General features: G+C 44.2%; 5 protein-coding genes, 13 tRNA genes and 1 rRNA gene (1 of these 19 only partly in view). All 19 read left to right on the forward strand.

What is annotated here, in order from left to right:
• Positions 1-2,511, forward strand: a 23S ribosomal RNA gene (locus ACQV1I_RS02345); it begins 418 nt to the left of the window's first position.
• A gap of 57 nt (positions 2,512-2,568) precedes the next feature.
• Positions 2,569-2,643 (forward strand) — tRNA-Asn (locus tag ACQV1I_RS02350).
• 6 nt (positions 2,644-2,649) lie between these two features.
• Positions 2,650-2,740, forward strand: a tRNA-Ser gene (locus tag ACQV1I_RS02355).
• Between the two features lie 21 nt (positions 2,741-2,761).
• Positions 2,762-2,838, forward strand: a tRNA-Met gene (locus ACQV1I_RS02360).
• Between the two features lie 16 nt (positions 2,839-2,854).
• A tRNA-Leu gene (locus tag ACQV1I_RS02365) sits at positions 2,855-2,939 on the forward strand.
• 19 nt (positions 2,940-2,958) lie between these two features.
• A tRNA-Glu gene (locus ACQV1I_RS02370) sits at positions 2,959-3,035 on the forward strand.
• A gap of 7 nt (positions 3,036-3,042) precedes the next feature.
• Positions 3,043-3,118 (forward strand) — tRNA-Val (locus ACQV1I_RS02375).
• 18 nt (positions 3,119-3,136) lie between these two features.
• Positions 3,137-3,213: transfer RNA gene (locus ACQV1I_RS02380), tRNA-Met, on the forward strand.
• A 7-nt stretch (positions 3,214-3,220) separates the two neighbouring features.
• Positions 3,221-3,297 (forward strand) — tRNA-Asp (locus tag ACQV1I_RS02385).
• A gap of 63 nt (positions 3,298-3,360) precedes the next feature.
• Positions 3,361-3,436 (forward strand) — tRNA-Phe (locus ACQV1I_RS02390).
• Positions 3,437-3,447: 11 nt separating this feature from the next.
• Positions 3,448-3,523: transfer RNA gene (locus ACQV1I_RS02395), tRNA-Thr, on the forward strand.
• Positions 3,524-3,529: 6 nt separating this feature from the next.
• Positions 3,530-3,604 (forward strand) — tRNA-Gln (locus ACQV1I_RS02400).
• 4 nt (positions 3,605-3,608) lie between these two features.
• Positions 3,609-3,684 (forward strand) — tRNA-Lys (locus tag ACQV1I_RS02405).
• 9 nt (positions 3,685-3,693) lie between these two features.
• Positions 3,694-3,776, forward strand: a tRNA-Leu gene (locus ACQV1I_RS02410).
• A 494-nt stretch (positions 3,777-4,270) separates the two neighbouring features.
• Positions 4,271-5,224, forward strand: a complete 954-nt coding sequence (locus tag ACQV1I_RS02415; protein ID WP_116335138.1) for an AAA family ATPase — start codon at positions 4,271-4,273, stop codon at positions 5,222-5,224.
• A gap of 15 nt (positions 5,225-5,239) precedes the next feature.
• The gene (locus ACQV1I_RS02420; protein WP_116335137.1) at positions 5,240-6,448 is read left to right on the forward strand and encodes a DUF58 domain-containing protein; all 1,209 of its coding nucleotides are present in this window, start codon (positions 5,240-5,242) and stop codon (positions 6,446-6,448) included.
• A 1-nt stretch (position 6,449) separates the two neighbouring features.
• Complete coding sequence (locus ACQV1I_RS02425; protein ID WP_116335136.1) at positions 6,450-8,690, forward strand: transglutaminase TgpA family protein; 2,241 nt, start codon at positions 6,450-6,452, stop codon at positions 8,688-8,690.
• Positions 8,691-8,978: 288 nt separating this feature from the next.
• Complete coding sequence (gene guaA / locus ACQV1I_RS02430) at positions 8,979-10,517, forward strand: glutamine-hydrolyzing GMP synthase (protein ID WP_094701384.1); 1,539 nt, start codon at positions 8,979-8,981, stop codon at positions 10,515-10,517.
• A gap of 254 nt (positions 10,518-10,771) precedes the next feature.
• A complete protein-coding gene (locus ACQV1I_RS02435) occupies positions 10,772-12,142 on the forward strand; it encodes an NCS2 family permease (RefSeq protein ID WP_018674276.1) in 1,371 nt (456 codons plus the stop codon).
• Positions 12,143-12,362 lie beyond the last annotated feature (220 nt).

The raw sequence follows: 12,362 nt of genomic DNA on the forward strand, positions 1-12,362 counted from the left end.
GTAGCGCGGGACACGTGAAATCCCGTGTGAATCTGGCAGGACCATCTGCTAAGGCTAAATACTACCTAACGACCGATAGTGAACCAGTACCGTGAGGGAAAGGTGAAAAGCACCCCGGGAGGGGAGTGAAATAGTACCTGAAACCGTGTGCTTACAAATAGTCGGAGCACTTTCTATGTGTGACGGCGTGCCTTTTGTAGAATGAACCGGCGAGTTACGATAGCGTGCGAGGTTAAGTCGAAGAGACGGAGCCGCAGCGAAAGCGAGTCTGAATAGGGCGAAAGTACGTTGTCGTAGACCCGAAACCGTGTGATCTAGCCATGTCCAGGGTGAAGGTAGGGTAACACCTACTGGAGGCCCGAACCCACGCACGTTGAAAAGTGCGGGGATGAGGTGTGGCTAGCGGTGAAATTCCAATCGAACTCGGAGATAGCTGGTTCTCCCCGAAATAGCTTTAGGGCTAGCCTCGGATTTAGAGTCTTGGAGGTAGAGCACTGATTGGACTAGGGGCCCTCATCGGGTTACCGAATTCAGTCAAACTCCGAATGCCAAGTACTTATATCCGGGAGTCAGACGGTGAGTGCTAAGATCCATCGTCAAAAGGGAAACAGCCCAGACCATCAGCTAAGGCCCCCAAGTGTATGTTAAGTGGGAAACGATGTGGAGTTGCCCAGACAACCAGGATGTTGGCTTAGAAGCAGCCACCATTTAAAGAGTGCGTAATAGCTCACTGGTCGAGTGACTCTGCGCGGAAAATGTAACGGGGCTAAACATACCGCCGAAGCTATGGCAGTCCTTATGGACTGGGTAGGGGAGCGTTCCAAGCAGCAGTGAAGCCGTATCGTGAGGAGCGGTGGAGCGCTTGGAAGTGAGAATGCCGGTGTAAGTAGCGAAAAGACAAGTGAGAATCTTGTCCACCGAAAGCCTAAGGTTTCCTGGGGAAGGCTCGTCCTCCCAGGGTTAGTCGGGACCTAAGCTGAGGCCGAAAGGCGTAGGCGATGGACAACTGGTTGATATTCCAGTACCACCTCTGTTCCGTTTGAGCAATGGCGTGACGCAGGAGGATAGGGTGAGCGGCCTATTGGATGGCCGTCTAAGCAGTAAGTGTGGTGTGTAGGCAAATCCGCACACCAATAAGCACAAGCTGTGATGGCGAGGGAAATTTAAGTACCGAAGTCCCTGATTTCACACTGCCAAGAAAAGCGTCTAGCGAGGAACAAGGTGCCCGTACCGCAAACCGACACAGGTAGGCGAGGAGAGAATCCTAAGGTGCGCGGGATAACTCTTGCTAAGGAACTCGGCAAAATGGCCCCGTAACTTCGGGAGAAGGGGCGCCTCGGTAGGGTTTATAGCCCGAGGAGGCCGCAGTGAAAAGGCCCAAGCGACTGTTTAGCAAAAACACAGGTCTCTGCGAAGCCGCAAGGCGAAGTATAGGGGCTGACGCCTGCCCGGTGCTGGAAGGTTAAGGGGATGGGTTAGCGCAAGCGAAGCTTTGAACCGAAGCCCCAGTAAACGGCGGCCGTAACTATAACGGTCCTAAGGTAGCGAAATTCCTTGTCGGGTAAGTTCCGACCCGCACGAAAGGCGTAACGACTTGGGCGCTGTCTCGGCAAGAGACCCGGTGAAATCATAATACCTGTGAAGATGCAGGTTACCCGCGACAAGACGGAAAGACCCCATGGAGCTTTACTGTAGCCTGGTATTGAAACTTTGTGCATCATGTACAGAATAGGTGGGAAGCTGTGAAGCGAGGGCGCCAGCCTTCGTGGAGCTGTCGTTGGGATACCACCCTTGATGTACGGAGTTTCTAACTTGCCGCCCTTATCGGGTGGAAGGACCATGCCAGGTGGGCAGTTTGACTGGGGCGGTCGCCTCCTAAAGAGTAACGGAGGCGCCCAAAGGTTCCCTCAGAATGGTCGGAAATCATTCGTAGAGTGTAAAGGCACAAGGGAGCTTGACTGCGAGACCTACAAGTCGAGCAGGGACGAAAGTCGGGCTTAGTGATCCGGTGGTTCCGCATGGAAGGGCCATCGCTCAACGGATAAAAGCTACCCTGGGGATAACAGGCTTATCTCCCCCAAGAGTCCACATCGACGGGGAGGTTTGGCACCTCGATGTCGGCTCATCGCATCCTGGGGCTGAAGTAGGTCCCAAGGGTTGGGCTGTTCGCCCATTAAAGCGGTACGCGAGCTGGGTTCAGAACGTCGTGAGACAGTTCGGTCCCTATCTGTCGCGGGCGTAGGAAGTTTGAGGAGAGCTGTCCTTAGTACGAGAGGACCGGGATGGACGCACCTCTGGTGCACCAGTTGTCACGCCAGTGGCACAGCTGGGTAGCTATGTGCGGACGGGATAAGCGCTGAAAGCATCTAAGCGTGAAGCCCCCTTCAAGATGAGACTTCCCATAGCGCAAGCTAGTAAGACCCCTCATAGACGATGAGGTTGATAGGTTCGGTGTGGAAGTGCAGTAATGCATGGAGCTGACGAATACTAATCGGTCGAGGACTTATCCACATTGCCTTTATGCTGACTTCATTATCTAGTTTTGAAAGAACAATTCTTTCATACTGTTCCTCAGTAGCTCAATGGTGGAGCAACCGGCTGTTAACCGGTAGGCTGGCGGTTCGAGTCCGTCCTGAGGAGCCATTATAAGGAGAGTTACCCAAGAGGCCGAAGGGGACGGTTTGCTAAACCGTTAGTATGCGTAAGCGTAGCGAGGGTTCGAATCCCTCACTCTCCGCCATATTGTTTTTCTCTCGATCGTGGCGGTGTAGCTCAGCTGGCTAGAGCGTTCGGTTCATACCCGAAAGGTCGGGGGTTCGATCCCCTCCGCCGCTACCAGTTCTTTATAACTCTTGCGGTCGTGGTGGAATTGGCAGACACACCATCTTGAGGGGGTGGCGGGGCGACCCGTGCGAGTTCGAGTCTCGCCGACCGCACCATTAAGAGAACAATTATCTTGGCCCGTTGGTGAAGCGGTTTAACACAGCAGCCTTTCACGCTGTCATACAGGGGTTCGAATCCCCTACGGGTCACCATTTATCTGGAGGATTAGCTCAGCTGGGAGAGCATCTGCCTTACAAGCAGAGGGTCGGCGGTTCGATCCCGTCATCCTCCACCATTTTCATTTTCATATTGTCGCGGGGTGGAGCAGTTCGGTAGCTCGTCGGGCTCATAACCCGAAGGTCGCAGGTTCAAATCCTGTCCCCGCAACCAAAATTTTGGAGCTGTGGTGAAGTTGGAGTTCACGCCGGTCTGTCACACCGGAGGTCGCGGGTTCGAGTCCCGTCAGCTCCGCCATTTATTAGCTTGGTGGAATAAAGATTCTATCTTGTATAGGAATCTCTGTTAGAGAAATAATAAGGCTCGGTAGCTCAGTCGGTAGAGCAGAGGACTGAAAATCCTCGTGTCGGCGGTTCGATTCCGTCCCGAGCCACCATTGTACATAATGCCGGTGTAGCTCAATTGGTAGAGCACCTGACTTGTAATCAGGGGGTTGTGGGTTCAAGTCCTATCGCCGGCACCATTTTGGTGGGGTATAGCCAAGCGGTAAGGCAACGGACTTTGACTCCGTCATTCCCAGGTTCAAATCCTGGTACCCCAGCCATTATGAGCCATTAGCTCAGTTGGTAGAGCATCTGACTTTTAATCAGAGGGTCGAAGGTTCGAGTCCTTCATGGCTCACCAGTTTCATATGCGGGTGTGGCGGAATTGGCAGACGCACCAGATTTAGGTTCTGGCGGGCGACCGTGGGGGTTCAAGTCCCTCCACCCGCACCACATATTTAAAGCAGGAAGCCGCAAATATTGCAGGCTTTTTTTGTTTTATAATTTATTGTCACGTAAAGCATTTGAAAAACGTCATATAAAGAGTGTCATATAAAGAGTTACCTGTACACATTTAATTCCTACAAACGTATAAAAGCTTCGTCAGCATTTTTGATGAAGCTTTTTTCTACTATTAAGAGGTATATTGCATTATTGTTGATTGAATTTCAATATAGCTATGCCTTTTTAATTGATTAGAAGCGTAGACAAGTGTTTTGCTTTCCTATTCATATAGATTTCTTTGATTCACGTAAGATGATATATGGCGCAGGAAATGGCGAGTAAAAACCGAATGTTTTATTCAATAGAAATGTAATTAAATCTTTCATTTTATAGGTATTTACTAAAAATTAACACTTGTTCTTCCATATATCTTCCAGTAAGTTGGTAGAAGGAAACAATCATTATACGAGACATTAAAATGTAATCAAAAAGGGGTTGTAAATATGAGTATGATCCAGATGGATCGTCCCCATCATTCTATAGAAGATCTAATACTGAATATTGAAAAAGTCCTTATTGGTAAAAGGAAAATGATAGAGCTTGGTTTAGTTGCTTTATTGGCAAAAGGTCATGTTTTGTTAGAGGATGTCCCAGGTGTAGGGAAAACTATGTTTGTTCGAGCATTAGCCAAATCGATTGGTGGAGAATTTAAAAGGATTCAGTTTACACCTGATCTCCTTCCTACTGATGTGACTGGTGTTTCTATTTATAATCAAAAATCAATGGAGTTTGAATTCCGTAAAGGCCCTCTGTTTGCAAATGTGGTGCTTGCTGATGAAATTAACCGCACCTCACCAAAAACGCAATCTGCCCTATTAGAGGCGATGGAGGAGCACTCTGTAACGATTGATGGCAATACATATGAATTAAATCAACCGTTTTTTGTTATGGCTACTCAAAATCCTCTTGAGTATGAAGGAACATTTCCGCTTCCAGAAGCTCAGTTAGATCGTTTTTTATTGCAACTGCAGCTTGGATATCCAACAGAAAAAGAAGAAATGGCTATTCTAACTCGTATGGGAGCAGTTCACCCTATAGAAAGCTTGAAGGCCGTTATTAGTGTACAGGAAATCGTTCAATTACAAGCGATGATTACCCAAATCAAAGTAACCGACTCGGTGAAAGAGTATATGGTAAGGCTTTCTCAGAAAACAAGGAGCAATCCAAGTGTCTATTTAGGAATTAGCCCTCGTGGAACATTGGCTCTGTGTCGCGCTGCTCAAGCTTATGCGTTTATCCAGGGACGTGATTACGTTATTCCAGACGATGTAAAGGAGCTGGTACCGCCTATCTTTAGACACCGCCTTATTTTGAAGGCAGAGGCGCGTATGGATGGGGAAACACCGGGACGTTTTATCAACCGGTTGTTACAGGAGACACGAGTCCCTGTACATTGAGAGGACGGTGTCTAAATGAAACAGAGAAAGTTAAACAAAGCTCTATTGGCGCTGTTAGTGCTGATTTGTTATGTATATGCACAGTTTCAAGGGGGATTCGTCAGTTGGTTTTTATTTTATAGCGCTTGTATCCTCGGAATTTATGAAGGATTAACATATTTGTTGATGTTTGCAACCTTGGAGGTTACGCGAGAGGTGAATCGCCAAAGACTAAAAGATGGCGATGATGTTATGGTTACACTAACCTTCCGTCGACGATTTTGGTTTCCACTTGGCTGGAATTTAATTGTCGAGCCGCTACCTGATAAATTATCCGGTTATTTTGAACCACATCAACAAGTTATTTTTCCTGGATTTAAAAGAGAACAGGTCATTCATTATTTAATTCCAGCGATCCCTCGTGGGCATTATCAAATGAAAGAATGCATTCTGGTTGGTGGTGACTTTTTTGGTTTTTTACATCGACAGAAAAAAATTGAGTTATGTAATGATTTTTTAGTTTATCCTAGCTATAAGCAAATTAGCCATTGGTCTTCAGGAGATGGGCGTATCAGTGGTAATGTACATGTGGCCCATTTGCGCTCAGACGATGTAGCAGCTGTAAGAGGCATCCGAGAGTACCAGAGAGGGGATCGGTTAAGCCAGATTCATTGGAGGGCTTCTGCAAGGGGCCACGGGCTTAAAACAAAGGAATTTGAACATCAGGCAATGAATCAATTAATCTTCTTTCTAGATGTGCAAAAGCCTGCTTCAACACAAATTCACCATCATATTTTTGAAACCAGTGTGAAACTAACTGCCAGTCTAATTTACTATTCAAGTATTAATATGCATTCCTATGGTTTTGTAGCCCGTGGAAAAGAGCGAATCGTTATTCCACCAGCTATTTCACAGCAACATTTTTTTCGGGTATTTGACCAATTAGCCAGAGTTCACTCGGACGGCGAAGATTCATTTGCGCGAGTGATCGGAAGGGAAACAATGGAGTTTCCCAAAGGATATACGCTAGTGATGATTACCTCTGCATTGACGAAAGACCTAGTGATACAGTTGGGCCATTTAGCTAGGTCTGGACGTAATGTTCAACTGTTCTGGGTACACGATCATGTGATTCCAACTGTGGAGGAGAACGAGGCATTAAAGCGTTTAAGATCTGTAAAAGTAATGTGTACCCCAGTTCATGTGGACGCATATGAAGAGCTAAAACAGATAGGGGGTGCCTAAGATGTCGGGAGCATCCTTTTGGAAACCAAAAAAAGGGCTGGAATGGCTAGCTGCCTTGTTTTTGTTTTTCCTGTTACGTGAGTGGTTGTTACCGCTACCTTCCCTTTCAGATACGGGGAGTATTAGTTGCTTTCTTTATCTGGTAGCGGGGATCATCTTAGTAGATATGATCTTCCGTAGTCACTGGATGGGTTTATTGATGAAAGGCATATTAGCTATTGTCATCTTCCATGCCGCGTTTGTGGAAATTTCTTTTTTTAATCCTGAGTGGATTTCGGAAACATGGCGAGCAGTTAGTGAAGACTTTACTAAGATATTTAATCAAGATTGGGCAAATATGAGTATTATTTCAAGAAATCTGCTGTTTTCGGGCATGATTTTAGTGTTGGTAACCCTGCTTGATTTCTTAGTATTAGAACAAAGACAAGGTTTATGGTTTGTATTTATCACCATTTCTTACCTTGCTGTATTAGACACCTTTATGCCTTTTAATAGTAGTGGAGCGATTATGCGGACGTTGTTAATTGGCTTCATGCTAATCACAACCTTACATCTATCATCTATCCAAAAGGGATTTACCTATAGAGGAACCCAATCTGCAATTTGGAAAACGCTTGTGGTTCCGCTAATGATTATTTCACTCGCAATAGGTGTAGGATACGCGTCACCAAAGGCAGAGCCCAATTGGCCTGATCCGATCGGTTTTTTGCAAGGAAAGTCTGGAATTGGAAAGAGCGACGTGATTCGTAGAGTGGGTTATGACACCAATGATAAGATGTTGGGAGGACCTTTTCAACAGGATGATACCAAGGTATTTACCGTAACAACTAATGATAAATACTATTTGCGCGGGGATGCTAAAGATGTATATACCGGCAAAGGTTGGATAAAAAGCGATAAACAATTGGAATCAATTGTATATCCTAAAAACTACATTTGGAATGATACGCTTTTTTCTGGATTGGAAACCAAAAAGGTCATGGCTGTTGTGCAGGCTGAGGAAGAACAGTTACCGGCTATTTTTTATCCAGGACAGCTTAAAGGTATTGAAGAGGTAAACCCAGAAAATGTGACGTTAACCTATGACACCATTTCTCAGGGGATTCTTACCTTTAATGGAGCTATGCAAAAGGATTCAAATAGTCGCTCGTTTGTTGAAAGAGACGATAGCACCTTGATTCCGACGCCTGTTCAACAGTACATGGATCATTATCAGCTACAAGCTGAGATTCCAGTGATTAGTGAAAAGAAAATCATTGCGGCGGGTACCAATTATCCTAGAGAGATAGAAGAGAGGTATCTACAACTACCTAATAGTCTCCCTGGTCGAATAAAGAAGCTAGCTGAAAAAATTACGGAAACGTCAAACAATCCATACGACAAGGCAAGAGCAATAGAGAATTATTTGCGTCAAGGAAGATATCGGTATGAAACAAAAGATGTTCCGATGCCTAAGGAAGGACAAGATTTCGTAGATCAGTTTCTATTCGATACCATGAGGGGATACTGTGATCATTTTTCAACTTCTATGGTGGTCATGCTTCGCTCAATTGATATACCTGCCCGTTGGGTAAAAGGGTTTGCTCCAGGTCAAGAGATTGGCCGTGATGCCAACAATAATATCACCATTGAAGTGAGAAATAGAGATGCACACTCCTGGGTAGAGGTTTACTTTCCAGGTAGCGGCTGGATACCGTTTGAAGCAACTGCTTCTTTTACATCTCCTCTACAAGTAAATTATGATCGCCTTTCCAATGAGTCAAGTCAGATAAATACTCCTGCTTCCACAGAGGAAAAAGAAGTGAATAAACCAAAACAAATGGACCGACTGGAAGAAGCGGATAAGCCTGTAGTGAAAACGAGTGCAGGATTCTCATGGATTTGGCCAGGGTTAATTGGTATTTTGCTAGCAGTGGGTGTTTGGATTCTGTGGAAAAAACGTCAGGAGATGTATTTATGGTGGTTACAACGCAAAATGACACAATACGCTCAGGATGATTTTCCACGTAGATTTACGTTGGTTCTAACGATATTTGAAAAAATGGTTTCGCCTCGTCATTCTGGTGAAACATTACGCGAATATGTGAATCGGCTCCAAATTAGTGGAGATAAGCGTCAGGATTTACTTTATTTAACAACCATCTATGAAAAAATGCTATATGGCTTGAAAGAAATGGAAGGGAAAACAAGATCGTTGTGGCAGCAGACCATTGAGCGTTTATTACGCCAAATGAAACCTTGATCATTTCCCCATCATCTGCTAGAATTTTTGACAATATGATACTTTGGTAGCAGTAAGCAGGAGAAACGGCACTACCTCTTTTTTGAATGACAACGTTAAAGACAGGGACATTTGCCCTTAGAAGATGTCAGACGATTTCATCTACGGGTAGGTGGCCTGTCTTTTTGATGGAACGGGAGAAATTTTTTTCTTCATACCAAAAAAGAGAAAGGGAGATAATATCTTCAAGAACGTTTTGGACATGTCTACTGAGTGCACAAGTATACAAGGTTAAGGGAGGATCTTTCCGTGGAAAAGCCGTTGGAATTAGTGGTAGTAATAGATTTTGGGGGGCAATATAACCAATTGATCGCAAGACGTGTACGTGATTTAGGCGTATACAGTGAGTTGTTGCCTTTCAATACGCCAGTGGAAAAAATTAAGGAGCTTAGCCCAAAAGGGATTATTTTCTCTGGAGGACCGGCTAGTGTATACGAAGAAGGAGCACCGCAAATTGACCCAGCAATTTTTGACCTAGGTGTACCTATCTTGGGTATTTGCTATGGAATGCAATTAATGTCCCAAACATTGAAGGGAAAAGTAGAACGTGCTGGTAAGCGTGAATACGGAAAAGCGGAAATACGTCTTGAAAACCAACATGGTCTATATAGTAACTGGGAATCTTCTGAAGTAGTATGGATGAGCCATACTGATAAAGTAGTAGAATTGCCAGAGGGCTTCGTTATCGACGCAGTGAGCGACTCTTGCCCGATTGCTGCTATCAGTCATCCAGAGCGTAATCTATATGGTGTACAGTTCCACCCAGAAGTTCGTCATACCGTAAAAGGACATGAATTTGTAAGTAACTTCTTGTTCAATATTTGTAAGTGCACTGGCGACTGGAGCATGACTACATTTATTGAAGACAAAATCAAAGATATTCGTGAGACTGTTGGAAATAAAAACGTATTGTGTGCTTTGAGCGGCGGAGTTGATTCCTCTGTAGTAGCGGCTCTCATTCATCGTGCGATCGGTGATCAGTTAACTTGTATGTTTGTTGATCATGGTTTGTTGCGTAAAGGTGAAGCGGAAAGCGTAATGGAAACGTTCGTAGGCAAATTTGATATGAAAGTAATCAAAATTGATGCTCGTGAGCGCTTCTTAAACAAACTAACCGGTGTAACTGACCCGGAACAAAAACGTAAGATCATCGGTAACGAATTCATCTATGTATTTGATGAAGAGGCTACTAAGCTTACGGATATGGACTTCCTAGCTCAGGGTACACTTTATACGGACATTGTTGAGAGTGGGACAGCTACGGCTCAAACGATTAAATCTCACCACAATGTAGGCGGTCTACCAGAAGACATGACGTTTAAGCTAATCGAGCCTTTGGACACGTTATTCAAAGACGAAGTACGTAAACTAGGTTCAGAGCTAGGCCTACCTGATGCAATTGTATGGAGACAGCCTTTCCCAGGTCCAGGTCTTGGTATTCGTGTTTTAGGCGAGATTACTGAAGAAAAGTTAGAGATTGTTCGTGAATCTGATGCTATCTTGCGTGAAGAAATTCAAAAAGCTGGTTTGGATCGCGAAATTTGGCAATACTTCACTGCTTTGCCTGACATGAAGAGTGTAGGGGTAATGGGTGATGCACGTACGTACTCTTACACAGTAGGGATTCGTGCGGTTACATCTATTGATGGTATGACAGCAGACTGGGCTCGTATTCCATGGGATATACTAGAGAAAATCTCTGTACGTATTGTTAACGAAGTGGATAACGTAAACCGTATTGTGTACGATGTTACTTCTAAACCACCTGCAACTATTGAGTGGGAATAGTAAATACGTATAATTGTTATTAAAATAACGTGAACGTTCGTGTTTTATGTTGACAGCGTGCGATGTTCTTGTTAAACTTTCGTTGTAAGATAGAAGTTCGAGTTTTTATTCGGATTTTCGACTTATAACGACTTGTTTAGCAGGAATTATCGCGCGTTTTTTGTTTTTTACCGAATGTTATTCGTCATTATTCGAATAAAGCTTGTCTTTTTAGCAAATAAGACTTGAGAGGTTACTATTAGGAGGGACAAAGGGTGCGTAAGTATTTTGAGTTTGATCGACATGGCACCACGTATCGTCGAGAGATTATTGCTGGTTTAACAACCTTCTTGGCAATGGCATATATTTTAGCCGTAAATCCAAACATTTTAAGTGGGGCAGGATTGCCACCAGAATTACAGGCAAAATTCCCTCCACATGATGCCGTGTTTACTGCTACAGCACTGGCAGCGGCTATAGGTACACTTATTATGGGGATTGTCGGTAAATTACCGATTGGTCAAGCACCAGGTATGGGTTTAAATGCGTTCTTCGCCTTTACCGCAGTTCTTACCATGCAGATTCCTTGGCAACAAGCCTTGGCTGGTGTATTTGTTTCTTGTACTTTGTTCCTGATCCTATCTTTAACGGGTATTCGTTCGCAGATTATTGATGCGATTCCGCAGAACCTAAAGAATGCTACAACAGCAGGTATCGGATTATTTATTGCTTTTATGGGTCTGAAAAATGCAGGTATTATCGTAGATTCTCCAGCTACTCTGGTCACAATGGGACATTTAAGCTTTAAAGAAGGCATGGATGCTACTCAAATTCTTACAGTAAAAAATGCGTTGTTAGCAGTCTTTGGATTGCTTGTTACGGGGGTTTTATTAGCAAGACGCATTCACGCTGGAGTATTCGTTGGAATGTTGATCACAGCGGTTGCTGGTATGATTTTTGGAGTGGTAGAGCTTCCTTCACAAATAGTATCTGCTCCACCAAGTTTGGCTCCTACGCTTGGTGTTGCCTTACCATATTTATTAGATCCAAGTGTTATTTTTTCTCAAGGCATGTTCATAGTTGTGTTCACGTTCCTATTTGTTGATTTCTTTGATACAACCGGTACTTTGCTGGGCGTGTGCAATCAGGCGGGGCTTTTGAAGGATGGTAAGCTGGAGCGTCCTGGATCAGCACTTGCTTCTGATGCTGTTGCTGGAATGGCTGGTGCGCTGTTAGGTACCTCTACAACAACAAGCTACATTGAATCGACTGCTGGTGTGGCCGCAGGTGGTAGAACTGGTTTTACAGCGGTTGTCATTGGATTTATGTTCCTGCTGTCTCTGTTCTTCTTTCCATTACTGTCTGTTATTACTCCCGCTGTTACAGCACCTGCCCTGATTATTGTGGGTGTGTTGATGGCTAGTAGCTTACGTAACATTGAGTGGGATAAATTAGAAGAGTCATTGCCTGCTTTCCTTACCATGTTGATGATGCCTCTATCTTCTAGCATCGCAGCTGGTATTGCTTGTGGATTCATTTTCTATCCAGTGACTAAAGCATGTAAAGGCCAAGCACGTGAGGTGCACCCAGCGATGTATGTACTATTTGTCATCTTCCTGGTTTACTTCATTTGGTTCCGTGAATAGGTTGTTTTGTCAGAGCTAGTAGCTTTGATATTTACAATATATGATTTTGGAATATCACTAGATTGTCACCATGAAAAAGTCTTCTTGAACTGTCTTCTTTTGAGTCAGATCGGAAGGCTTTTTCTATTTTATGTGAGTAATTAGATAAAGAAGAATGAAATTTAAATATAAAACTAAAATGTTCGTGTTTTGTTGACGTTTTGTAATTTATTTTGTTAAA

This window comes from Brevibacillus sp. JB24b, assembly GCF_051713385.1.
GTDB lineage: Bacteria > Bacillota > Bacilli > Brevibacillales > Brevibacillaceae > Brevibacillus_B > Brevibacillus_B laterosporus.

Bases quoted from the DNA above. Each gene is read 5' to 3' on its own strand.
- ACQV1I_RS02420 (WP_116335137.1), top strand. From the start codon at position 5,240: ATGAAACAGAGAAAGTTAAACAAAGCTCTATTGGCGCTGTTAGTGCTG.
- ACQV1I_RS02415 (WP_116335138.1), top strand. From the start codon at position 4,271: ATGAGTATGATCCAGATGGATCGTCCCCATCATTCTATAGAAGATCTA.
- ACQV1I_RS02425 (WP_116335136.1), top strand. From the start codon at position 6,450: ATGTCGGGAGCATCCTTTTGGAAACCAAAAAAAGGGCTGGAATGGCTA.